20 protein-coding genes and 1 tRNA gene are annotated in these 21998 nt (G+C 64.1%); 9 read left to right on the forward strand and 12 right to left on the reverse strand.

Annotation, left to right across the window (positions count from 1 at the left end; all coding sequences use genetic code 11):
- Window positions 1–10: 10 nt before the first annotated feature.
- Complete coding sequence (locus ABWK72_RS12845) at window positions 11–1150, reverse strand: TIGR03364 family FAD-dependent oxidoreductase (protein WP_367875198.1); 1140 nt, start codon at window positions 1148–1150, stop codon at window positions 11–13.
- 193 nt (window positions 1151–1343) lie between these two features.
- Here ABWK72_RS12845 and ABWK72_RS12850 point away from each other — a divergent pair, with 193 nt between their 5' ends.
- Both ABWK72_RS12850 and ABWK72_RS12855 read left to right on the forward strand, forming a co-directional pair.
- Window positions 1344–2537 carry a XylR family transcriptional regulator gene (locus ABWK72_RS12850; RefSeq protein ID WP_367875199.1) on the forward strand — a complete coding sequence of 398 codons (1194 nt, stop codon included), beginning with the start codon at window positions 1344–1346 and terminating at the stop codon, window positions 2535–2537.
- 221 nt (window positions 2538–2758) lie between these two features.
- Window positions 2759–3898: an SGNH/GDSL hydrolase family protein gene (locus tag ABWK72_RS12855; protein ID WP_367875200.1), complete on the forward strand. Its 1140-nt coding sequence runs from the start codon at window positions 2759–2761 to the stop codon at window positions 3896–3898.
- 383 nt (window positions 3899–4281) lie between these two features.
- Here ABWK72_RS12855 and ABWK72_RS12860 read toward each other — a convergent pair whose 3' ends face one another.
- The 3 genes from ABWK72_RS12860 to ABWK72_RS12870 all read right to left on the reverse strand — a co-directional run bounded on the left by ABWK72_RS12860 (window position 4282) and on the right by ABWK72_RS12870 (window position 7788).
- Complete coding sequence (locus ABWK72_RS12860; RefSeq protein ID WP_367875201.1) at window positions 4282–5664, reverse strand: serine/threonine-protein kinase; 1383 nt, start codon at window positions 5662–5664, stop codon at window positions 4282–4284.
- Window positions 5661–6404 carry an RNA polymerase sigma factor gene (locus tag ABWK72_RS12865; RefSeq protein WP_367875202.1) on the reverse strand — a complete coding sequence of 248 codons (744 nt, stop codon included), beginning with the start codon at window positions 6402–6404 and terminating at the stop codon, window positions 5661–5663. The genes ABWK72_RS12860 and ABWK72_RS12865 overlap by 4 nt, the downstream gene beginning before the upstream one ends.
- Window positions 6405–6552: 148 nt before the next feature.
- Window positions 6553–7788 carry a hypothetical protein gene (locus ABWK72_RS12870; protein ID WP_367875203.1) on the reverse strand — a complete coding sequence of 412 codons (1236 nt, stop codon included), beginning with the start codon at window positions 7786–7788 and terminating at the stop codon, window positions 6553–6555.
- Between the two features lie 934 nt (window positions 7789–8722).
- Here ABWK72_RS12870 and ABWK72_RS12875 point away from each other — a divergent pair.
- Window positions 8723–9589 (forward strand): MBL fold metallo-hydrolase, encoded by an 867-nt coding sequence (locus ABWK72_RS12875; RefSeq protein WP_367875340.1) that lies wholly within the window; start codon window positions 8723–8725, stop codon window positions 9587–9589.
- Window positions 9590–9633: 44 nt separating this feature from the next.
- Here the strand turns inward: ABWK72_RS12875 and ABWK72_RS12880 are convergent.
- Together ABWK72_RS12880 and ABWK72_RS12885 are read right to left on the reverse strand one after the other, a co-directional pair.
- Window positions 9634–9726: transfer RNA gene (locus ABWK72_RS12880), tRNA-Ser, on the reverse strand.
- Between the two features lie 85 nt (window positions 9727–9811).
- Complete coding sequence (locus ABWK72_RS12885) at window positions 9812–10426, reverse strand: hypothetical protein (RefSeq protein WP_367875204.1); 615 nt, start codon at window positions 10424–10426, stop codon at window positions 9812–9814.
- A gap of 132 nt (window positions 10427–10558) precedes the next feature.
- Here ABWK72_RS12885 and ABWK72_RS12890 point away from each other — a divergent pair, with 132 nt between their 5' ends.
- On the forward strand, window positions 10559–11065 hold the full coding sequence (locus ABWK72_RS12890) for a glycine cleavage system protein R (RefSeq protein ID WP_367875205.1): 507 nt from the start codon (window positions 10559–10561) through the stop codon (window positions 11063–11065).
- 298 nt (window positions 11066–11363) lie between these two features.
- Here ABWK72_RS12890 and ABWK72_RS12895 read toward each other — a convergent pair whose 3' ends face one another.
- The 4 genes from ABWK72_RS12895 to secG form a co-directional block, all read right to left on the reverse strand.
- On the reverse strand, window positions 11364–12161 hold the full coding sequence (locus ABWK72_RS12895) for a glycerophosphodiester phosphodiesterase family protein (RefSeq protein ID WP_367875206.1): 798 nt from the start codon (window positions 12159–12161) through the stop codon (window positions 11364–11366).
- A 241-nt stretch (window positions 12162–12402) separates the two neighbouring features.
- Window positions 12403–13221, reverse strand: coding sequence for a hypothetical protein (locus ABWK72_RS12900; protein ID WP_367875207.1), 819 nt, complete (start codon window positions 13219–13221; stop codon window positions 12403–12405).
- 394 nt (window positions 13222–13615) lie between these two features.
- Window positions 13616–14863 carry a rhomboid family intramembrane serine protease gene (locus ABWK72_RS12905; protein WP_367875208.1) on the reverse strand — a complete coding sequence of 416 codons (1248 nt, stop codon included), beginning with the start codon at window positions 14861–14863 and terminating at the stop codon, window positions 13616–13618.
- Between the two features lie 104 nt (window positions 14864–14967).
- Complete coding sequence (gene secG, locus ABWK72_RS12910) at window positions 14968–15621, reverse strand: preprotein translocase subunit SecG (RefSeq protein WP_367875209.1); 654 nt, start codon at window positions 15619–15621, stop codon at window positions 14968–14970.
- 71 nt (window positions 15622–15692) lie between these two features.
- Between secG and ruvA the strand changes: the two genes are divergently transcribed.
- A complete protein-coding gene (gene ruvA, locus ABWK72_RS12915) occupies window positions 15693–16340 on the forward strand; it encodes a Holliday junction branch migration protein RuvA (RefSeq protein ID WP_367875210.1) in 648 nt (215 codons plus the stop codon).
- Window positions 16337–17611 (forward strand): hypothetical protein, encoded by a 1275-nt coding sequence (locus ABWK72_RS12920; protein ID WP_367875211.1) that lies wholly within the window; start codon window positions 16337–16339, stop codon window positions 17609–17611. Before ruvA ends, ABWK72_RS12920 begins: the two co-directional genes overlap by 4 nt.
- A gap of 10 nt (window positions 17612–17621) precedes the next feature.
- Here the strand turns inward: ABWK72_RS12920 and ABWK72_RS12925 are convergent, their stop codons facing one another.
- Window positions 17622–18053 (reverse strand): type II toxin-antitoxin system VapC family toxin, encoded by a 432-nt coding sequence (locus ABWK72_RS12925; RefSeq protein ID WP_367875212.1) that lies wholly within the window; start codon window positions 18051–18053, stop codon window positions 17622–17624.
- Window positions 18050–18280 (reverse strand): type II toxin-antitoxin system Phd/YefM family antitoxin, encoded by a 231-nt coding sequence (locus ABWK72_RS12930; RefSeq protein WP_367875213.1) that lies wholly within the window; start codon window positions 18278–18280, stop codon window positions 18050–18052. Before ABWK72_RS12930 ends, ABWK72_RS12925 begins: the two co-directional genes overlap by 4 nt.
- Window positions 18281–18414: 134 nt before the next feature.
- Between ABWK72_RS12930 and ABWK72_RS12935 the strand changes: the two genes are divergently transcribed.
- The 3 genes from ABWK72_RS12935 (at window position 18415) to ABWK72_RS12945 (ending at window position 21964) form a co-directional block, all read left to right on the forward strand.
- A complete protein-coding gene (locus ABWK72_RS12935) occupies window positions 18415–18708 on the forward strand; it encodes an AbrB/MazE/SpoVT family DNA-binding domain-containing protein (RefSeq protein ID WP_367875214.1) in 294 nt (97 codons plus the stop codon).
- Window positions 18709–18784: 76 nt separating this feature from the next.
- Window positions 18785–21538: a phosphoenolpyruvate carboxylase gene (locus tag ABWK72_RS12940; RefSeq protein WP_367875215.1), complete on the forward strand. Its 2754-nt coding sequence runs from the start codon at window positions 18785–18787 to the stop codon at window positions 21536–21538.
- 78 nt (window positions 21539–21616) lie between these two features.
- Window positions 21617–21964: an HIT domain-containing protein gene (locus ABWK72_RS12945; protein WP_367875216.1), complete on the forward strand. Its 348-nt coding sequence runs from the start codon at window positions 21617–21619 to the stop codon at window positions 21962–21964.
- Window positions 21965–21998 lie beyond the last annotated feature (34 nt).

The raw sequence follows: 21998 nt of genomic DNA on the forward strand, positions 1-21998 counted from the left end.
TTTGGAATGCTCACGCGACGGCCTCCCGATTGGCGAAGTACCGCTCGGCGAGCCCGAAGGACATCGTCATCCCCGAGCCGCTGGTACCGCCGGCGATGCGGACGCCGGGCGCGGCCTCCACGCGGTATTCCACGTCGCCGAAGTGCTTGGCATAGATCCCGTGCCAGCGCTCGGCGATGGTCCAATCCGGGAAATCGAAGAGCTTGTGGAGCTCCCGTAACATCAGATTGTCGATCTCCGCTTTGTCGAAGATCTCGAACCCGCCGTACTCGTGGGAATCCCCCAGAACGATCCCGCCGAAGCGGTCCTGCGAGGCCATCACGTGAATGCCGTAGGCATCCAGCTCCGGCATGTCGCGGGCCACGCGGGCCTTCACCGCGGCGAGCGAGGGGCAGGAAAGGAAGCTGGCATACTGCCGCAGGGTCAGGCCGCTGGCCAGCATCGGGCCGAGCTTCCAGCCACCGGGTTGCGGCACAGTGCGCAGCATCTGCAGCTTGCAGGGCTTCAGCGGACTGGCGGCGAAGATCTCCGGGAATAGCGATTCGAAATCGTGGCCGGAGCAGACCAGCGCTTCGTCGTAGTCATGCACTCCCCCCTTCGCCGTGTGGAGCTTGCCGTCCCCCGCGCGCGTCACGACCGTATTCCAGTGGATCTTCACCCCGTGCTTCTCGGCGAGGAAGCCCGGCAGCAAAGCCATCGCTTCTCGCGGGTCGACGTTCATCTCAGTGCGGCTGAACATCCCGGCCTTGGTCACGCCGCGCCTCACGCCCGGGCAGCGTTCCTCGACCTCGCTGCGGGTCATCAGTTCGACTTGGAAACCGGCATCCGGTGCCGCATTCACGAACTCCTCGAGCACCGCCGCCTCATCATCATGGGCGACCACGTGCATGCTGCCGGTCGGGCGGGCATAGGCACCGGTCGCCTGTGTGAATTCGTCCCACAACTCGCGGCTGCGCAGGGCGAGCGGAAAAGATTCCGCCGGCTGCCCGATCGGCCAACACATGCCGAAGTTTCTCACGGAGGCCCCGCGGGCCTTGTCCGAGCGCTCGAAGACCGTCACCCGGTAGCCGGCACGGGCCGCCGCCCAAGCGTGGGCCAGCCCGACGATGCCCGCTCCGACGATGACGACATGGAGTTGTGATGATTTCATGGATTCAGGAGGCCGGCTTCAGGCGCTTCGGCGCAAGCTTTTCAGGAACCCAGTATGGCGACACCGGAAGCGGCGGGTCCATTGCAGGAATGGTGACATTGTTGGCAAAAGCGCAAGGACACTGCCGCGAGCTCGTCAAATCGCCCGGGTTCCAGCCCTTGCTTTCCGCCAATGGAACTCGCTGAATTGCCACATGAATCCTCCCGCTCCCAAACCGCTCCGCAAGACCTGGCGGGTGGGCGTCCGCTTGGTGGATTGGGCGCAGGGCTTCGGCAATCGCATCTACGGCGGGATCCTCGACTTCCTGCGCGAGGGCCATTCCTTCGAAATGGAATTCGTCCAGCCGAGCGGCGGCGATCTCCATCCCGCCTTGATCGACGAGCACTGGGAGGGCGACGGACTGCTGGTCTTCCGCTACACGCCCGCCGAGGCCAAGGCCTGGCGCAAGAAGGGCATCAAGGTGGTGAATCTCAGCGTGGAGCAGCCCGCAAAGGGTCCGGTCTTCCCACGCGTGACCCTGGATAATCTGGCAGCGGGCCGGATGGCCGCGGAGCATCTGTTAGGTCTCGGCCTGCGCGAGTTCGCCTACCTGCACGAACCCACGCGCAAGTATTCCTGGGAGCGCTTGGAGGGCTTCCGGACCCGTCTCAAGCAAGAAGGCCGCGATTGCCGCGTGCTGGAGATCGCCTCCTCGACCTTCGCCCCGCGGATCCGCGCGCGGCAAAACGAACAGATCGCCTGGCGGCTGATGGCCAGCCTCAACGCGCCCTGCGGACTCTTCGCCAAGGACGACATCGCGGCGGTAGTCGCGATCCGCGCGCTCAAGCAAGCGGGCCACCGCGTGCCCGAGGATGTGCCGGTGCTCGGCGTGAGCGACGACATCGTCTTCTGCCACTCGACCACACCGGCGATGTCCAGCATCCGCTTCCCCGGAAAGCTGTTCGGCCACACGGCCGCGAACCTGCTGCAGCGGATGATGGATGGTGAAAAGATCGACCCCGAGACGCGCATCCAGATCCCGCCGCCGGGCATCAGCGTGCGCGAATCCACGGGCCGGGTGGAACTTGCCGATCCGGTGGTGACGCGGGCCATGAACTTCATCCGCACCCGCACGCTCGACCTGCCGGTGGATACCGGGATCCTCTGCCGCGAGGTCGGAGCCTCCCGGGAACAACTCCGGCAACGCTTCCACGCAACCCTAGGCCGCACCCCGAAACAGGAGATCGACCGGGTGCGCTCCGAGAAAGTGGCGGAATTGCTCAAGCGCTCCGATTGGACGCTCGAACGACTCTCCGAGCACTGCGGCTTTTCCGGCGGCGACGAGCTGTGCCGCTTCATGAAGCGGGTCACGGGCTCGACACCCGGTGAGATCCGCAAGAGCAGCTAACGCGGGCCAGTCCGCCCCGTCGATCAGCCTGGCTTCCCGGAAATCGGCGTTCGGCCTGCTCAATCCGGCCGTCGACAGCATGCGCGGGCTTTACGCCGCCAGCAGGATCCAGCGCATGCGGGACGAGGTTTGCTTCCGCAGGGTCAGCCTGAAGCGAAGCGTGAAAGTCTTGTCACCTGCGGCGAGTTGAAAGGAATGGCCGCAAGGGGCCACTAACAGAAATGAAAGCCTTTCGATGGATCACCGCCGCCTTTTGCCTTACCGCCCTCGGCCTGCATGCTGCCGAGCCCGGAACGAAGCCCGCCGAAGCACCCGCTAAGAAAGAGCCGGCACCGGCACCCGCCCTCTCCTGGCACAACGTGAAGGAATGGGGCCTCGAGGGTCGGGCCTTCGGTGGGATGGAGCGCAAGAACTGGTTCGATCGCCTGCCTGCCGTGGCCGACGGCAAGGTCACCAAGGAGGTCTGGGAACTCGGCCAGGATTCCTCCGGCATGCTGGCCCGCTTCAAAACCGATGCCCCGGAAATCTGGGCGAACTACACGCTCCGCAGGCCCCGCATCGCCCCGCCGAACCTCACCGCGATCGGAGCCAGCGGACTCGACCTCTACGCCCGGGATCCACAGGGGCAATGGCGCTGGGTAGGAGTCACACGACCGACCACCGGGCAAGTCCGCCAGGAGATCATCAAGGGCATGGCACCCGGCATGCGCGAATACATGCTCTATCTCCCGCTCTACAACGGCGTCGAAAATCTGGAGATCGGCCTGCCTCCGGGAGCGAAGTTCGAGCCCGTCGCCCCGCGCGCCGAAAAGCCGGTCGTCTTCTACGGCACCTCCATTACCCAGGGTGCCAGCGCGTCACGCCCCGGCATGACCCATACCGCGATCCTCGGACGCCGCCTCGCTCGGCCGGTGATCAATCTCGGCTTCTCCGGCAATGGCCGCATGGATGCCGCGGTCGGCGAACTCCTCGTGAAAATCGATGCCGCCGTCTACGTGATCGATTGCCTGCCGAACATGAATGCCGCCGCGGTCCGGGAAAAATGCATCCCGCTCGTCAAGCAACTCCGCGCCGCCCGCCCGGATGTGCCGATCCTCCTCGTCGAGGACCGCCGGAATACCAACGCCTGGATCCTGCCCCGCCGGAACAAGCTCCATGACGACAACCACCGCGCCCTCCGCGAATGCCTAGACACCCTGAAAGCCGAAGGAGTAACCGGCCTCTACCACCTTCCCGGCGACGACCTCCTCGGCGACGATAGCGAAGCCGCCACCGACGGCTCCCATCCCAGCGACCTCGGCTTCGTCCGCCAAGCGGATCGGTTCGAGCCCGTGCTCAGAAGTTGCCTTGCCCCGAAGTGAGGCTCAGGCCCTCTCCCTTTGAAATCGCGCTAATTTCTGGCTCGCCGTCCGGTTTGCTGAAGCCCCTTCGAGGAAGCTCCCGATGCGGATCGATGTCCCCCCTTTGCGGCGCAGCCGCTTTGGAGTGCGGCGGGCATCGCCGCTTTCCTGCGCTGCGTGCCGGAGAACGCCGTCACGAATCCATCCCTTCGTTTTCCCCCTTTGGAATTCCGCCTACCGTTCCGCCACCTTCAGGAAGATCCGCAGCTCAAGCGGGATAGCAGGGGGCGGCGCAGAGGCGAATGCTATGCGGCGATCTCCAATCCAGATCGCACGAAAGCGGCGATGCCCGCCGCACTCTTGGGCAGACGTATCGCGATCCATCAGCAAACCTGACGGAGAGCCTAGTCTCTTCCCTTCGACATCCGCAGGATTGTCGCCCGCAGTTGCCGGTCGCGAGCTTCTAATTTCTTCACCACTTCCGGCTGTTCCCGAGGGGCATTCCCGCCGTCCGGCATGCCCACGATCTGGATTCCCCGCGCCTCCTGCAACGCGGCGAAGTTCTCCTCAAAGGCCTGATAGGCCTTTTCCAAGGACTCCATTTCCAACAACGGCTCTTCGCTCATTTCCGACGAAGGAGGGCCTCCCTCATGGTTGGGCTGACCCTTGATCACCAGCGCCGCCGCGACCACCGCCGCCATCAAGCCCGCGAAAGTCACGACCGCCAGCGGGCGTTTCCGCGCCCACCAGGTCCGGCGCTCCTGATCCGGTGACTTCCGCCCGATTTGTTCCTGCACCTCCTCGAGGCGCTCCCGGAATTCCGCGACGGTCCGGAAGCGCAGATCCGGCTCTTCCTGCAGCGCCTTCAGCAGGATCTCGTCGATCCGCATATCCACGACCGCGCGCCTTGACGGCGGCGTGATCTGCCCGCTGCCCGGACGCTGGCCCGTGATGATTTCATAAAGCACCACGCCCAGGGAATAGATGTCGACGCGGTGGTCGCACGGCGCTGACACACGCTGTTCCGGAGCGGCGTAATCCGGCGTTCCCACGGCCAGTGTAGGCATCGCCGCATAATCCGAAACCGCCTGGAGTCCCCCCTCCACGGCCGGCTCATCCATCATCCGCGCGATCCCGAAATCCGCGATCTTCACCGTCCCGTTGCGATCGATGAGCAAATTCTCCGGCTTCACGTCGCGGTGCACGATCCCGCGATCATGTGCCGCCTGCAGGGCATCACACACGGGCGCGATGATCTCCAGGGCCTCTTCCGCGCTTAGCTGCCGGCTCTCGATCAATTGCCGCAGGTTCACCCCGTCCACGAATTCCATCAGTAGATAGAAATACCCGCCGGCCTCGCCGAAGTCATGCACGCCCACGATGTGCGGATGATTGAGCGCCGCGAGCGATCGGGCCTCGCTCGCGAACCGCCGCGCGAACATCGGATCGCCCGCCCGCTCCGGGGCGAGCAGCTTCAACGCCACGTGCCGGTGCAAGGATTTCTGCCGCGCCTTGTAGACCACGCCCATTCCGCCGCGGCCGATCAGGGACAGCACGTCCAGCTGCGGGAAAAATTCCGATAGCTCTTCCACGGTAGGGACGGCATGCGGCTCCTCATCCGCTGCTCCGCCAATCCGCGTGAACGTGTCAAAGTTCAGCGCCCCCAGGCAGCGCGCGCACAAACCGTCCACGACGCCTCCCGCCAGCGGAGCGCCGCAGCGCGGGCATTCGGCAACCGCGCCGCCGGCCGCCTCCACGGATCCTCCCTTTCCGGCGGCTTCGTTCATCGTTGCCCCAGGGTCAAGATCAGCGCCCGCATCTCATCCTCCACCTCTTCAGGAGAGGACACCGTGCCCGCCACCTCCGCGCGGAAAATCTCCCGGAAGCGTCTCCGGAAGCGGTGCACCAAACTCCGCGCCGATGCTGGCAGCAGCTGCAACTCGCGCGCGATCACCGGATAATCGATGCCTCCGCGCTCCGCCGTGAGGCAGGATTTCAGCACCGCGAAGTCACCCGGCCGCGTGCTTCTCTCATACTCCCTCCGCAGGTGATCCAAGGTCGTCTGCATGAGCACCATCGCCCAGTTCCGGTCGAACTGCAGTTCATCCGGCACGGTCGAACTCGCCGCGGCGTTGGCTGAAAACAAGCGCTCGCCTTCCTCGGATTGAAGGCTCACCAATTGCGAGCCACCGCCGCGTTTCTCCGCTTTCGCGCGGTCCCACTCGTTCGCGAGGAACCGCTTCATCGCCATCAACAGGAAGGTCCTCAAGCGTCCGCGATCCGGCTGGGCCGACGAAAGCCAACCTTTCTCCAGCAAGCGGGAGAAGAAGTCGTGGGTCAGATCCTGCGCATCATGCGGCGAATATCCCCGCCGCCGCACATAAGCATAGAGTGGCGAAAGATATTGCCGGTAGAGCGACTCCACCGAGGCATTCACATCCGCCGCCGAATGCCCTTGGGCGCCGATGACGATCGACCATCGGGTGGTGTGGAACTCTCCCGAATGGGTGCGGAAGGCATTCGTCATGGAAATCGGTTCAAGGGCAGAAATGGAACGGCGCGCCGTAAACGAAGTAAGGAATCACGGACCGGAAGACAAACCGCAAAGCACCGGCCGGATCACTCCAGCCGGCGCCCATGGAAATCCCGAAACGGATCCGTGTCAGAAACTTTTCTCACCTTTCACCTGGCTTCACGGGAGACGGGGCCTCCTCGGCAGGCACCGGTCGGTCCGGTTCCCCATTGGCCCGCGCGTGTTGAACCGCCTCGATCAACTGTTCAATCTTGTCCAGTTCGGATGGAGTATTGACGACCATCAGCATGCCGGAAGGGATGAGGGTCGCTGAAGCTCCTTCACGGAAGTTGACGCCGCACATCTTCAGCAAATCTTGAATCGAGACGAGTGCGCTACCGAAATCCGGTGGCACCTTGAAGGTTCGGTTGAAGAGGTCTTCCGGCGCATCCGGAGAGATAAGGGTGACAGCGAAGTCATCCACCTTGTAGCGAAACCGGGTGGCTTCGCAGACGTATTTGAGCGCTTCGGACAGCGGAACATTGCGTAGGTGGAGACTTCTGATGCGGACGGCTTCCGCCTCCCCGCCTTTTTCACCCGAAGCAGGCGCAGGCTTTTTTACAGGATGGCGCACCACGATATTCACGCCCTTACGGGCGGGGTCGAGTTCTGCCGCATCGAGTTCGATGGACCGCTTCGCTAGAAATTCGGCGGCCTCCTCCAAGGTCGTGTTCTCAAACTGGACCGTGGGAATGACAATATTCCGGAGTTTTCCCAAGATGTAGGCTGTGCCGCCCGGGTCCCCTTTTTGACTTGCCGGGTCTTTCAACTCGGTAAGTTTCGCGAGTTCAGCCATCCGTTTCCGCAATTCTTCCTTCAAGGGGTCGGCTTGGTCCTTGTTGGGCCCGGAGCTTTCCTTTTCGGCATCTGCGATCCGCCTCTGCAGGGCCACGATCTCGGCCATCCGGCTTTGTAGATCTTTTGCTGCCAAAGCCGCCTCCGCGGGGGAGAAAGGTTCACGCTCTCCGGCCGGCAAGGATACCTCCGGCAATTCCCCCCTCCGGTAGGCGGCGAGTGTCGTTTCGAGTCCGGCTTTCTCCGCCGCAACGGTGGCCGCCGCGACCGCCTTCTCCTGCTCGGCAATCGCCTCGTCCCGTTTGCCGAGCAGGAACAGGGCCCGCGCCTTGGTATCAAGCATCTTGGGCTTCAAATCGATGTTCCCGTCACCCAGCTCAATGGCAATGTTGGCCAATTTCAGCGCGATATCCGGATGGCGGGGACCGGCATCCTGTGAAGTGACCATCTTCCACGCCAGATCGTTGAGCGTCACGGCGCTATCCGTCAGGTCCTCCCGATTGGCGGCAGCTTTCTTGCCGCCTTCGCCGATCTGACCGTCCACCACCGCGAGCCACTGCAGGCGCTTGCCGAGAATATCCGGGCTGTTGCCGTTGGTGCCGCTCTGGACCTCACGCGCGGATCCGACGAGCGCCTGGACGGCCTCGTGGTATTGATTGAGCAGCACCTTCAGCTCGATCTCGCGGATCTTTGCCGGCGCGTCCTGCGCTCGCAAGCATGGCGCGAGCAGGGCGGAGACGAGCAGCAAAGATCTGATGGATGATGGTTTCATGGATTCGGTTCGGAAGAGTTTGAGCCCGGCAGCGCGGCCTGCCGATCAGGCAGCATCCACCGTTCATCTACCTTCTTAAGGATCCGCTCCCTCTTGTGGCAGGATCCGCGAATTTTCGCCAATCGTTTCCTGCTTCCTCAAGCGCGGCCGGACCCGTGCCGAATTCCCGTCACGCTCCTGACCTCCACTCCGTAGGACAGCACAACCAACAACAATCCCAACTCTCGGAAGAGCTGCTTCAAAGAACGGGAGCCTAACGCCACCCCAAAAGACACGCGATACGATGATGAAAACACTCCAAGATAGGCCATCCAATGACGCCGAAGCGGAATCCCCGGCGTCACGGCAGGTTAACAACACCCCGCACGCCTCTGTCAGGCGCTGCGCATCCACGACCACGGGCTGCTCAACGCGATCCGCCCGGTGCTCGCAGTGCACGACGCGCTGCATCAAGCGCGGGCTGCTAAAGAAGCACCTCATCTAAGGCTTCGCCCAAGGGACTGAAAAGCCAAACACCACGCCTAACAAGACACGCAATACGATCATGAAAACAGCACAAGATAGCCAATCGAACGGGAACGAAGCGGAAACCCCTGCTTCACGGCAGGTTCAGTGTGAATGCCCTGACAACACCCCGCACGCCTCTGTCAGCCACTGCGCCGATCAGGTAAACGAGAGGTACCCCCACGGCAGAACCGACTCCGAGCTGGTTCCGTCACGCTACGCGCTGAAGGTCGGAGCAATCGACGTGACGGTGATCAGCGACGGAGTGCTCTCGCTGCCAGGCGCCATGTTGGGACACAACGCCGACCCTACCGCCCGGGCGGCTTGGCTAGAGGACAAGTTCCTGCCGTCGGACGTGCTCGATTGGGCGCTGAACGTGGTAGTGGTCCGCAGCGGCGACAGGACCATCCTCGTCGACGCTGGGATAGGAGGTGAGTTCCCGGACCTCGAGCGGGCCGGACTGCTTGCGCAGCGGCTGGAGGCCGCCGGCATCGATCCCTCGGCCGTGACCGACGTGGTGCTCACCCACATGCACATGGACCACGTCGGCGGCTTGCTCGCCCCCGGAGTGAAAGAGCGGCTGCGCCCGGATCTGCGGGTCCACGTGGCGGCGGCCGAGGCCGAGTTCTGGGAGGCGCCCGATTTCTCCCGTGTCTCCATGCCGCCAGGCTTCCCGGACGCGCTTCGGCGGACGGGCAAGCGGTTCTTGGAAGAGTACCACGGCCTGCTGCGGACCTTCGAGAATGAGTATGAGGTGGCACCGGGCGTGGTCGTCCAGCGCACCGGCGGCCACACCCCCGGGCATAGCGTGGTCCGCTTGGCGTCCGGCGGCGACCGCCTGATGTTCGCTGGCGATGCCTTGTTCCAGGTAGGGTTCGAGCACCCCGACTGGTACAACGGCTTCGAACACGACCCTGCGGAGGCGGCCCGTGTCCGGGTCCGTCTTCTGCGGGAGCTGGCGGCGAACCGCGAGGCACTCGTGGCCACTCACCTGTCGTTCCCCTCCGTCTGCCATGTGGCGCTCGACGGCGACGCCTTCCGTTGGGTACCGGGTCCTTGGGAGTACTGACCGCATCGGAGTCGCCAAAAGCGACTTGTTCGACCCTGGGAAAATGGCGGAGAGAGAGGGATTCGAACCCTCGGTAGGTTTTAAGCCTACGTTCGATTTCGAGTCGAGTGCCTTAAACCGAGCTCAGCCATCTCTCCTTTTTTGTGGCCGGGCGCGGAACTTAGCAACGACGCCCCGCTTGTAAAGCCTCCGCTGAGCCGAATCCGGAATCGCCCGGTAAAATCACTCTTCGTCCGCTTCGGCGGTCGCCGCCAGGGGGGCCGGCTTTTCTTTCTCCTCGGCCCCGGCTGCCACCACGACCGCGTCCGCAGCATGCTTGACCGCAGGCTTCGGGAGCACGATGGCCTCCACGTGGCTGCGGCGCAGCGCTTCACGGTAAATGAAATCCACCAGCGTGCCCGAGAAGAGCACCGCACAGGCCGCCAGACCCATGCCGATCACCCACCAGCGCTCGTTCGGCTTGGAGCGGCCGTAGGCAGCCTCGCAATCGGCGCGCTCGCGCAGTTGCGGCGGCGCGGCACGGCGGGCGGGCGGGATCACCTCGAAGGCCGGATGCACCACCGGGGTCTCCAAGGCCAGGTCGGCCACTTCCAGTTCCACCTTCACCTCGCGCGGCTTCGGCTTCCACTTCGCCACCCGCTCCGGCAGCGGAATATCGGCGCGACCGGCGAATTCGAAGTCATCCGCAGGCAAGCCGCTCACGGGAAACTCGCTGGTGCCGAGGATGACCTTGCGGACATCGCCGGCAGAGACGAAGTCCTCGAAGGGCGGGGAGACTTCCGGCCTATTGCCACTCGGGCTCACCGGAAGGGGGCTGAGGGTTTGAGGAAGTATCACGGCGGGGACAGTATTCCGGGCTGGTGTAGCCCGTGCCATCACGCTTGGTCAATAATCATTTTTTCTTAAACAATTCGTGAGGATTTCAAAAAAGAACTGACTCCCCGCACCCGACAGTGCTTGGATCGTGGCATGCACGCCTCCGTCGTCATGACCGTCCTCGCCGCCGACCGCCCCGGTCTGGTCAGCGCCCTTTCCCAAGCGATCGCCGCGCACGCGGGCAGTTGGCAGGAGAGCCGCATGGCCCACCTGGCCGGTCAGTTCGCGGGGATCCTGCGGGTCGAGTGCCCGGAAGCCCAGGCCGATGCGCTGCTGAAATCGCTGGCCGCCTTGGAAACGCAGGGCATCGCCGTGCAAGCCCGCCGCCAGGAAGCCGCGCCCGCCGCCGCTCGCGAGACGATGTCGATTGACATCGTCGGCAACGACCGGCCCGGCATCATCCGCGAACTCTCCGCCGCCATCGCCGGCGCAGGGGCCAATGTCGAGGAACTCTCGACCTCCCTCGAAAGCGCCCCGATGTCCGGCCACCCGATCTTCCACGCCCAGGGCCTGGTCTCGCTGGCAGGCGACGGCGATCCGGCCGCCCTCATCGCCGCGATCGAGAAGATCGGCCAGGATCTCTCCGTCTCGGTGGGCTGATAAAGGTCCGACTGGCAGTAGAAGAGCCCGGACCGCCGTGGCTAGAATCCGGGACCTCCCGGTCCTATTCCATTCCGTCCTATATCCAGGATGGGATATCGGACGGAATGGAATAGGACCGGACGCCTCTCTCGCGAAAGGCGTCCGGCTGTGATGAACCCACGTAGGTGCAAATGCCTCTTCTCAAACCCAAGAGAAGAGCTTCGGGACTCCGCGTGCGGAGCTGAAGTTGTTCGGACCGGAACATGCCCGGTCAGTGGGTAATGCGTCGTCCGCCGTGAAAGCCCGCCAGGTTTTTTTACTTCCCCAACTCCTCCCGCAATCCGCCCGGCCGGTTCGTCGTGATATGCTGCACCCCGAACCCGATCATCTTCTTCGCCAGCACCGCATCATCGACCGTCCACGAAGTCAGCAGCAGGCCCTTCGCCTTCAGGCCGGCCAGCCACTCCCCCTCCACCGGGGAAGCCGCCTTGAACTGCAGTCCTTGCGATCCGCAGGCCGCGAGCTGCTCCTCATAGCCCCGGCGCTTCACCGGATCGGCAAACTCCTTGAGATCCGAAATCAAATGCGCCTGATAAGCTGGCAATTGCTTGCGGCACTCCGAGATCACCTCGGCATTGAAGGAGATGATCGTCACCCGCGCCGGGTCGGCATGCTTGTCCGCGAGGATCTTGGCGATCGGCCCGACGATCGCCGGACTGCTCTTGATCTCCAGGAAGAAGCGCTTGCCGGGCGGCAGCAGGTCCAGCACATCTCCAAGCCGCGGCATCTTCTCCCCGGCATAGGCCGACGACTTCCACGAACCCACATCGAGCGCGGCAAGCTCCACCCACGGCGTCTCCGCCACCACCAGCTTCTGCCCCGCCACGCGCTTCGTGTCGTAGTCGTGGATGCACACCACTTCTCCATCCTTGCTGAGATGGAAATCGCCCTCGATGCCATCGGCGCCTTCCTTCCAAGCCAGCTTGAAGGCCGCGAGGGTATTCTCCGGTGCCAAATGCGAGGCCCCGCGATGGGCGACGAGTAGCGGGAGATCGGCGGCAGGAGCCATGGCGATGAGGGCGAGGAAGGCGGAAACGAACTTCGGATAGATCATGGCAGAAGAGTAAAACGTGGGAAACGGCCAATTCTTGCCGCAGCCCGCACTCGCCAGGCGGAATCCATCGGTGACGCTTTCGCCGCTTTGCCCACCACCCCTTCCCTCCCCTCCTCTGCCTTTCCTGATCACAGGTCACGGATCCGCTAGCGCGGGAATGCACGGCCATCCCTGCCCACGGCATGATAACCGGCCTTCCCCCCGGACCCGGGGGCGCCACCGCGGGTGCACCCATCGGAATTCACTTCCTGCGGCGCAGGAGGACCAAGCCGGCCAAGCCGCTGATCCCCACGATCACGGACGAGGGCTCCGGGACGGTGGAGATCTGGACGTTGTCATAGCCCACAATCCGATCGGAAGCGAATCCGATATATCCTTCGCCCGCGGTCAACTGAGTGATGTTCAGCGTTCCCAAGAGTGATCCATTGATATAGTAATCGGCCCGGCTTCCGCCACTCCCGAAGGCCGATCCCGTGCCCGCCGTGTCCGATAGAATGACCTTGTAGTCCGACCATACGTCGAAGCCCGGCGCCACACTCGATCCGCCCGCAGTATTGGCTCCATGATTCCAAACTTCAGTGCCGCCATTCGCGCGGAACAGGATGGAGGAGACATTCGCGTTGTTGACGAACGGGACACCCGTCGCGTTCCCAACCATAAGGGCGACCCAATTGTCCAGACCGGTGCTCGAAGCGCTCGAAACAAGCCCGCGGAAGGTGATCTCAAGAGGAGATGTCTCGCTGGAAAAATCTTGATTGATGTAGGCGGTCCCTGCGAAGGCCGCCAGAAACTCGTCGCCGACGTCGCTGCCTGGACTCGCAGGCAATGTAGTCGTATTGCCAATCTGCACGTTGCCGGCCTGAAGGTAGCCCAGAGTGGCCAGAGAGCCGCCTTGGCGTCCCGGATTGGTAGTCTGGTCGTTGGGAGAGCCGGGCCCTGTCGCGTCGAAGTTATCCGTGAAAAGCACTGCTGCATTCGAGGAAATCACCGTGCAGCCCAGCAGGGCGAGGCAGTACCTGATGGATTTGACCGATGTCTTCATGGGGAGGGGTGCTGTCATGGGATTTGTTAATGAAACGAGGCGGGAGGCATTGATGACCGGTTCGCGGACCACCTACTTTCAGGATTCTTAATGTGGGCTGCCATCGAATCCTGGATTCGATAGGACTAACTAGCGCGTTCCCGAGGAAACCACCATCAAGCTAAGTGAGAACTATGCATGAAGCCGAGGGCATGGCGACGGAATCCGATTCCATATAAATGCCAGAATCGGGAGGGCTATCAGCAGCACCCGCCGGCATCCATGGGCGACACTACCGCCCCTCTGCCGCCCCTCTGCCTCTGCCTCTCCTCTGCCTCTCCTCTGCCTCTCCTCTGCCTCTCCTCTGCCTCTCCTCTGCCTTTCCCCGCGACCTCTGCGCCTCCGCGTTTCGTTCGCTCCATCCGCTCCGCCATCAGAGCATCTTCCCACACGCGAACAGCGCCGCGCAGACCAGTGCCCCGATCGCCGCCCCGCCCAATAGCACGTCCGTCATCGTCGTGCCCGGCCGGTGCGGCGAGGCCGACTTCGGGAAGACCAGCGCGGCATACACCATGCCCGCCACCACCCCGCCGAAGTGTGCGGCATTGTCGATGAAATGCCGGAAGGCGAACCCGATCACGCCCGTCAGCACGACCCCCGCCAGCAGGCGCTTGCGCGAACTCTCCGGAACCAGCAGCCGGTGCATCGATTCGAACACCAGCAGGAAGCCGAGCAAACCCATCAGCCCGCCCGAGGCCCCGACGGATGTCACCGAGGTGAAGCGCAAGGAAGTTTCCCCGCCGACCCACGCGGAGATCAGGTAGGCCATGACCAGGTGCGGCCAGCGGGCGAAGACTTCCACCCGCTTGCCGAGATAGGCGAGGGCGGAGGCATTCATCGCCCAGTGGACCCAGTGACCGTGGAGAAAGGGGGCCGTCGCCAGCCGCCACCACTGGTCGGAGAGGCCGGGCTTGGTAAGCCCGGCCTCCGGGATGGTCTTGTTAAAGCCGCTGAAGATGAATTCCTTCACGCCGAGAAGGGCATTCAGTCCTTCGAGCCGGTGGATGGCATTGAAGTAGCGGACCTCCGCGAAAAGCTGGACTAGGCCCACCATGGCGAGCAGCCCCAGCAGGAGGCGCGTCACCGGGGTCTTCTGGATCGCCAGCCAGATTTCGAAGCGGAAAGCCCGCCCATCCTCCGCCATCTCGCCGACGCCCCAGGAGCGGGCCCGCGCGAGGCGCTTGCGCCCCTGATACCAAGGCAGGAAGCCGAGGATGACGAAGAGCAGCAGGGCGAAGCCGAGCGGACCGTTCTTGAGCACGGAATCCGGGTCGAACCGGTGCCGGTAAAGCTGGAACAGGGCCAGCACTCCCAGCGCCCCGCCGAAGACCATCATCTGCCGCCGGCCCTCCTGGATGTCCCAGCGAGCCCAGCGGATCCGCGCCTCGCGCATCGCCGGGAATAGCTCTGGGACCTCCTCGGGCAGGACATAGCCCTTGGCCGCCGGGGTCCAGACGAGATTGACGCGGGCACCCGCATCCTTCTCGACGGCTTGGGCCAGTTCCTCGAAGCCTGCAACCTCCACGCAATTGCCGGCGCGGTCCATCCAGCCCCAGCCCGGCTTCGCCAAGGCGAAGGCGTCCTCACGCTCCCAGACGGGAAGCTCGGCATCGGGAGTCATGCGGCGAGTATAGGGAGGTGGAAGCGGGAAATCGAATGCCCGTTAAAAAAGAAGGCGCGGGGCGAGGATCGCCGCGCGCCATTCTGGAAAGGAGCCCCGGGGCTTCAGGGTTTGTCGGCCGGCTTTTCCGGCTCCGCAGACTTTTCCTCGCCAGCGGGCTTCGGTGCGCCTTCAGGAGCTGCGGGAGCGCCGAGACCGGCACCGATGAGTGCGCCTTCGCCAGCGGCACCGCTCTGGTTGCCAATAATGGCACCTTTGGCGGCATCGTTGATCACCTCTTCGCCTGGCTTTGGCACTGGAGTCTCGGATGGAGGAGCCGGCATCTCAGCAGGCGGGACCACCGGCGGGACAGGGGTCTCGACCGGCTTCGGTGCCTCGACCGGCGGCGTCACCGCTTCGGATTCGAGCGCCTTCTCGCTCGGCGGAGCGATCGAGGCCGGGGCGGCAGGTGCCGGAGGCGGCTCGACCGTGGCGACGAAGGACTGGCCGCTGGAGTTCCGCTTGGTGATCAGCACCGCAAGAACAATGGTCAGGACGAAAAACAGGCTGGCGAGGTAGACCGTGCCCTTCTGGAGGACGGTGGTGGTCTGGGCACCGAAAAGCTGGTCGGTGGCACCGGAGCCGAAAGCAGCACCGAGGCCCTCGTTCTTGGGCCGCTGCATGAGGATAATCATGCTCATCAGCAAGGAAATGAGGACGAAAACCACCAACAGCAGGTTGATGGAAATTTCGAGCCCGGTAGCGGCGAGGACAGTCATGGGGGCGGGACTATATGGACGCGTCTCCCCATGTAAAGAGGGGTTTTCGTAGGACGAAAACCGCTTTCCACATGACGGAACTTCGCCCTTGGCAGTTGCCGGACCGGGTCCAAGCTGGCCCCACGATGATCGCACGGCTGCGCGGGATAGTTTTGGAAGCGTATCCGAACCGGCTCGTCGTGGAAGCGGGCGGCGTCGGCTACGAGGTTCACGTGCCGCTCTCCACCTTCGACAAGCTGCACGCGGCAGAGGGCCTGAAGGTCGACCTGCGCACCCACCTGCATATCCGCGAACAGGCGCACACGCTCTACGGCTTCGCCACGGAGGAGGAGCGCGACCTCTTCCTGCTGCTGATCGACCGGGTCAGCGGCATCGGCCCGGCGATCGCCATGGCGATCCTCAGCGGGATGCCGGCGGGGCGTTTCAAGGCCTGCGTGGTCGGCGGCGAGATCGCGGAGCTTTCCAAGATCAAGGGCCTCGGGAAGAAGACCGCCGAGCGCATCGTGCTGGAACTCAAGGACAAAGTTGGGATGGCGGACACCTGGCAGGAGGTCGCGAGCGGCCAGATGGCCCCGGCCACGGCGGACGCCGAGCTGGCGCTGGTCGCGCTCGGCTACAAGCAGGTGGACGCCCGCAAGGCGGTGCGCAAAATGCTGGATGACCAGCCGGGCGCGACGGTGGAGGAATTGATCCGCGGCGCGCTGCGGTCCATGCAATGAGCCTGACGCTGGCACAGATCACGGCCGCGCTGCCGGAGGGCGGGCTCTTCAACGGCGGCTGGCGCTACTCGCCGGAGCCGCTGAAGCTGACCAAGGCGGAGGCGCGCTCTCTCAGCTCCCTCGGCCATCCGCTGGCGCAATTCCAGCAGGTCAGCGACGAGCTCTACCGGCGCAGCGGCGCGGGCAAGCTGCCGAAGTGGATGGCCGCGACCCTTGACACCGGCAAGCCGGAGTGGATGACGGAGCTTCAGAAATCCCCGGGCCTGCGCAACGCCCTGCCGCGGGTGATCCGCCCGGACCTGATCCTGACCGATGGCGGCTTCGCCCTCACCGAGCTCGACTCGGTGCCCGGAGGGATCGGCATCACCGCCTGGCTTTCCCGGCTCTACGCGGATGCCGGATTCCCGGTCCTCGGCGGACGGGACGGCATGATTTTCGGCTTCTCCTCCGTGCTGGCGGAGGATGGCGCGATCCTGCTTTCCCAGGAATCCGCCGATTACCGCCGCGAGATGGAGTGGCTGGCCCGCGAGACCGGCGGTGGCAGAACCGTCGAGGCTGCGGAGGAATACCAGCCGGACGGCCGTGCGCTCTACCGCTTCTTCGAGTGGTTCGACTGGAAAGCGATCCCCGCCGCCCGGACTCTCGCCGAAGCCTCTGCGAACGGCTATCCCCTGACCCCGCCCTGCAAGCCGCACCTGGAGGACAAGCTGTGGCTGGCCCTGCTCTGGACCCCGGCGCTGAAGCCGGTCTGGGAAAAGGCCTTGCGTGGCAGCCACCTTGAGCGAATCCGCGAGATCGTGCCGCGCAGCTGGGTTGTTGATCCCTCGCCCTTGCCCCCGCAGGCCGCCCTGCCCGGGCTGGACGTGAATTCCTGGGAGGAGGTGGCCCACTTCAGCCAGAAGCAGCGTCGGCTCGTGCTCAAGATCAGCGGCTTCCACGAAACCGCCTGGGGTTCCCGCGGCGTCCACATCGGCCACGACATGCCACAGGGGGATTGGGACGAAAAGGTCCACGCCGCGATGGCCGACTTCGGCACCCAGCCCTGGATCATGCAGGAATTCCACGAGGGCCGGATCGTCGAGCACCCCGTCTTCCGCGAGGACGGCAGCGTCGAGATGGTGAAAGGCCGGGTCCGCGTTTGCCCCTACTACTTCACCGACGACCAAGGGCACACCTCCCTCGCCGGCGTCCTCGCCACCCTCGCCCCCGCGGACAAGAAGAAGATCCACGGGATGCGGGATGCGGTGCTGCTGCCCTGCGTGGTGGAGTGAGGCGACCTACTCAAAGCGCTTGAACCTTCAAGCCTGCTAATTCCGCGAGCTGGCGCTGGCGATTATCGAAGCTGACGAAAAGCGTGGCTCCGATGATGACAGCAGCGGCCACATGCTGGATATCCAGCGTGCGGCAGCCGAGCTGCGCGGTGTGGGCCGTCAGGCGGAGATAGCGATCCAGCAGGTCGCTCCGGCTAATCTCCGGGGTGTAGTAGAAGCCGGAACTCTTCCTTCGCTTGAAGTGGTCGAACTGCGCATCGGCATCGCTTTCGGAAATTTGCTTCCAAAAGACCTTCAAGCGCAGGGCGTTGGCAAACTCCATCTCCTGAAGGTTCCAGATCGGCAAAGGAGAGCTTTGAGAGCTGATCAGTGCCTGCACTTCCACCGATCCAGCCTCGAGAAAGTGGAGCTTGAGCAGTGCGCTGGTATCGAGGTAGATCACCAGCGGCCGTCCCGGTTATAATCCACGGTTTCACTGACGCTAGGTCCCTCCACCTTGACCGCGGTCGCCAAATGGTCCTCCCACTTCACAACTGGACGCGGGGTTGCGGGAACTATCCTCACTGAGGGCTTGCCGCGGCTGAGCACTTCGAAGGTCTCACCCTGCTGCACCTGCCGTTCGATCTCGGCCCAGTTTGCCTTCATTTCTCGGACGGACACCGTTTTCACACAAAATGAATACCCGAAGTTTTACGTTTTGTAAAACAGATTGCTAAAACCTAGGGGGGAGGTGGATTTACGCCGGACCCTTCGCGCGTTCGGTGGGCTTGCCTTCCCTATCGGATAAATCTTACTCTGGCGGAATGATCGCCACGGTCAGCAGCGAGGGCCAGATCACGATTCCCTTGGCCATCCGGGAGCGCCTCGGCCTGAAAGCCGGGGACCGGATCGATTTTGATGAGGAACCTACCGTTCTTCTCGGACGGCGTGTAATTGATCGCGCAAAGTGGGACGAAGCGGTGGCCGAATTGCAGAAAATGGCTGCGGAGAACCTAAAGGGCCATCCTTGGGAACACATGAGTTCAGCCGAGATGATCGACGATATGCGCGGCGGACCCTGTGAGGTGCCGACTCGCGGCGATTTCCCGCCGGACTAGCCCGAGCGCTTCGCTTGAGCCGCTGACGCAATCGCCCTTCCGCCCCGGCATCCTGCCTGCTCTAGTGGCCGCGCCGATGACCGAACTCCCACCGACCCGCGAGCAGCTCCGCCTTGAAGGCTTCGAACTGATCGACGAAACCCTCTCATTCCTCGTCGGTTGCTTGGGCGATGCACTCAAGAGCTTGGGCGAGGAGTCGCTGATCCCCTACCTGCCGTGGTCGGGGACGGTGCCGGAGAGCCACCCGCCGGACGGCACGCAGCAGCTTTACTCGATCGGTTTCCAGCTTCTGAACATGGTGGAGGAGCGGGTCGCCGCCGCGATCCGGCGGGAGCGGGAGAAGGTGCTGGGCGCGGACTCGATCCGGGGCCTGTGGCCGCGGGCGCTGCGGGACATGACCACGCTGGGGCTGGGACCTCAGGAGATTCTGGGCGTGCTGGCGGATGTCGATGTGCAGCCGGTGCTGACCGCGCATCCGACCGAGGCGAAGCGGGCCTCCGTGCGCGAGCGCCACCGTGCGCTCTACGAGGAACTGGTCCGCAACGAGTATCCGAAATACACGGACCGCGAGCGCCGCCGGATCCGGGAGCGGATCGTGACCGCGCTGGAGACCCTATGGCGGACCGGCGAGATCCACTTGGTGCGGCCCGACATTTTCCGCGAGCTGCGGGATGCGATCCACTACTTGCGCGACCTTTTCCCCGCCGCGCTCAACCGCCTGGACCTGCACTTCACCGAGGCCTGGCGCGAGGCCGGCTTCCCGCTGGAGATGCTGCGCGCGGCGGGCAATATCCCGCGCCTGTCCTTCGGCACCTGGATCGGCGGCGACCGCGACGGGCATCCGCTGATCACTTCCGAGGTGACGACGAAGGCGCTGGAAATGATGCGCCGCGCTTCCTTCCAGCTTCTCAAGCGCGAGATCGACCAAGTGGCCGGGCAGCTCACGCTCTCCCGCCAGCTCAACGAGATCCCCGAGCCGCTGGAACGGCGGATCGATGAAATCACCTTCGCGCTCGGAGATGAGGAGGTGGTAAACGACCTCCACGACCGCCACCACGAGGAGCCATGGCGGCACCTCTGCGGCCTGATCGCGGCGCGCCTGAAGCGGCAGATCGACGGCCAACCGGGCTACAAGACGCCCATGGAACTCGATGCCGACCTGGAGTTGCTGGCGATCGGCATCCGCGGCACCGGCTGCAGCTTGGTGGAAGAGCAGGTGATCCGCCCGCTGCGGCAGAAGCTGGAAATCTTCGGCTTCCACCTGGCGCTGCTGGATGTCCGGCAGAATTCCGAATTCCACGATAAGGCGATCGCGCTGCTGCTCTCGACCGCGGGCGTGCCGGATGGCGCGAACTACGCGAGTTGGAGCGAGGAGCAGCGGGTGACCTTCCTGAACGGGGAGCTGAAATCGAACCGACCCTTCCTGCACGACACCGCGCGGGTCGGCGGCGAGGCGGATGCGGTGCTCGATTGCTACCGCGTGCTGGTCCGCCATCGCAAGGAGTGGGGCGACGCGGGGCTCGGCGCGCTGATCGTGTCGATGACGCGCCAGCTTTCGGATCTGCTCGGGGTCTTCCTGCTGGCCCGCGAGGCCGGGCTGATGGATCAGGATGCGGACGGCGCGTGGTGCGCGCTGGAAGTGGTGCCGCTGTTCGAGACGATGGACGACCTCGACCGTTCACCTGGCATTCTCGGCTCTTTCCTCGATCATCCCCTCACCCGCCGCACCAATGAGAAGTGCGCGGGCGGCACCAAGCCGAGCCAGCAGGTGATGCTGGGGTACTCCGACTCGAACAAGGATTGCGGGATCCTGGCGGCGCAATGGGCGCTGCACCGCGGGCAGGAAAACCTCACGGTCACCGGCAACGAGCGCGGCGTGAGGCTGTGCTTCTTCCATGGCCGCGGCGGCACGATCTCGCGCGGCGCGGGCCCGACGCATTGGTTCATGGCGGCGCTGCCGCATGGCTCGATGAGCGGTGAATTCCGCATGACCGAACAGGGCGAGACGATTGCCCAGAAGTACGGGAACCTGGCCAACGCGACCTACAATCTCGAGCTGCTGCTGGCCGGTGCCGCGATCACCACCGCGACCCACCGCCACACCGCGCCGAAAGCCGATCCCGCGGAGCCCTTCATGCCCTTCCTGGCGGAGAAGAGCCAGGAGGCCTATCAGGCGCTGCTGAAGACGGAGGGCTTCATCGAGTTCTACCGCCAGGCCACGCCGATCGACGCGCTGGAGAATTCCCGGATCGGCTCGCGACCCGCGCGGCGCACCGGCAAGAAGGGCCACTCGATCGCCGACTTGCGGGCGATCCCGTGGGTCTTCTCGTGGACCCAGGCGCGCTTCTACCTGCCGGGCTGGTTCGGCGTCGGCTCGGCACTCGAAGCGCTCAAGACTTCCCAGCCGGAGCAATTCGCGGCGCTGCGGGACGTGCTGAAGCACTCGACCTTCCTCGGCTATGTTTTCACGAACGTGGAGACGAACCTCGCCTCCGCGAACCTCGACCTGATGAACGAGTATGCCTCGCTGGTGGAAGACCCGGCGCTGCGGGCGAAGTTCATGGACATCATCGTGGCGGAGTTCCACCGCACGCGGGATTTGTTAGAGGGGCTCTACGCCGGGACCATGGACAACCGCCGCCCGCGGATGGCGAAGACCCTGGCGATCCGCGAGGCTCCGCTGAAGGTGCTGCACCGCCAGCAGATCGCGATCCTGCGGCAGTGGCGCGAGCTGGTCACCGGAGACCGCGAGGCCGATGCGGAGTCGATGTTCCCGAAGATGCTGCTTTCGATCAACGCGATCGCTTCGGGATTGCGGACGACCGGTTGAGGAAATCATCAATCACCAATCTTCCAATCATCAATCGAAGTGGCGCTGCGCGGGGAAGGAGGAAGGTGAACAAGGACGATGGACTTTTATTGCGAGCAAGTCCTCAGCGGGAAGACCGCGGTGGAGGTCGTGGCGGAGACGGATGGAGTGCTGGCATTCCATCACACCCAGCCCTATTGGCCGGTGCATGTGGTGGTGATCCCGAAGCGGCACATCGCGTCGCTGGCAGCACTTGAGGAAGGGGAGATGGCGACCGTGCGGGAGATGATGGACGTGGCCGCTGAGATTTGCCGGAAGCTCACGAAGGAGCACGGCGGCTGCCGACTCTCGACGAATTGCGGGGATCACCAGACGACGAAGCACCTGCACTTCTACATCCATAGCGGGGAGCGGATCCGGGATGTGCATGGAAATCCGCTCACCTAGCGGTCTCCAAATTGGCTCGTCATCCCCTGTCGGC

The organism is Luteolibacter sp. Populi (assembly GCF_040801775.1).
Taxonomy (GTDB): Bacteria; Verrucomicrobiota; Verrucomicrobiia; order Verrucomicrobiales; family Akkermansiaceae; genus Haloferula.

Bases quoted from the DNA above. Each gene is read 5' to 3' on its own strand.
- ABWK72_RS12845 (WP_367875198.1), bottom strand. From the start codon at position 1,150: ATGAAATCATCACAACTCCATGTCGTCATCGTCGGAGCGGGCATCGTC.
- ABWK72_RS12850 (WP_367875199.1), top strand. From the start codon at position 1,344: ATGAATCCTCCCGCTCCCAAACCGCTCCGCAAGACCTGGCGGGTGGGC.
- ABWK72_RS12855 (WP_367875200.1), top strand. From the start codon at position 2,759: ATGAAAGCCTTTCGATGGATCACCGCCGCCTTTTGCCTTACCGCCCTC.
- ABWK72_RS12860 (WP_367875201.1), bottom strand. From the start codon at position 5,664: ATGAACGAAGCCGCCGGAAAGGGAGGATCCGTGGAGGCGGCCGGCGGC.
- ABWK72_RS12865 (WP_367875202.1), bottom strand. From the start codon at position 6,404: ATGACGAATGCCTTCCGCACCCATTCGGGAGAGTTCCACACCACCCGA.
- ABWK72_RS12890 (WP_367875205.1), top strand. From the start codon at position 10,559: ATGCACGCCTCCGTCGTCATGACCGTCCTCGCCGCCGACCGCCCCGGT.
- ABWK72_RS12895 (WP_367875206.1), bottom strand. From the start codon at position 12,161: ATGATCTATCCGAAGTTCGTTTCCGCCTTCCTCGCCCTCATCGCCATG.
- ABWK72_RS12900 (WP_367875207.1), bottom strand. From the start codon at position 13,221: ATGACAGCACCCCTCCCCATGAAGACATCGGTCAAATCCATCAGGTAC.
- ABWK72_RS12905 (WP_367875208.1), bottom strand. From the start codon at position 14,863: ATGACTCCCGATGCCGAGCTTCCCGTCTGGGAGCGTGAGGACGCCTTC.
- secG (WP_367875209.1), bottom strand. From the start codon at position 15,621: ATGACTGTCCTCGCCGCTACCGGGCTCGAAATTTCCATCAACCTGCTG.
- ruvA (WP_367875210.1), top strand. From the start codon at position 15,693: ATGACGGAACTTCGCCCTTGGCAGTTGCCGGACCGGGTCCAAGCTGGC.
- ABWK72_RS12920 (WP_367875211.1), top strand. From the start codon at position 16,337: ATGAGCCTGACGCTGGCACAGATCACGGCCGCGCTGCCGGAGGGCGGG.
- ABWK72_RS12935 (WP_367875214.1), top strand. From the start codon at position 18,415: ATGATCGCCACGGTCAGCAGCGAGGGCCAGATCACGATTCCCTTGGCC.
- ABWK72_RS12940 (WP_367875215.1), top strand. From the start codon at position 18,785: ATGACCGAACTCCCACCGACCCGCGAGCAGCTCCGCCTTGAAGGCTTC.
- ABWK72_RS12945 (WP_367875216.1), top strand. From the start codon at position 21,617: ATGGACTTTTATTGCGAGCAAGTCCTCAGCGGGAAGACCGCGGTGGAG.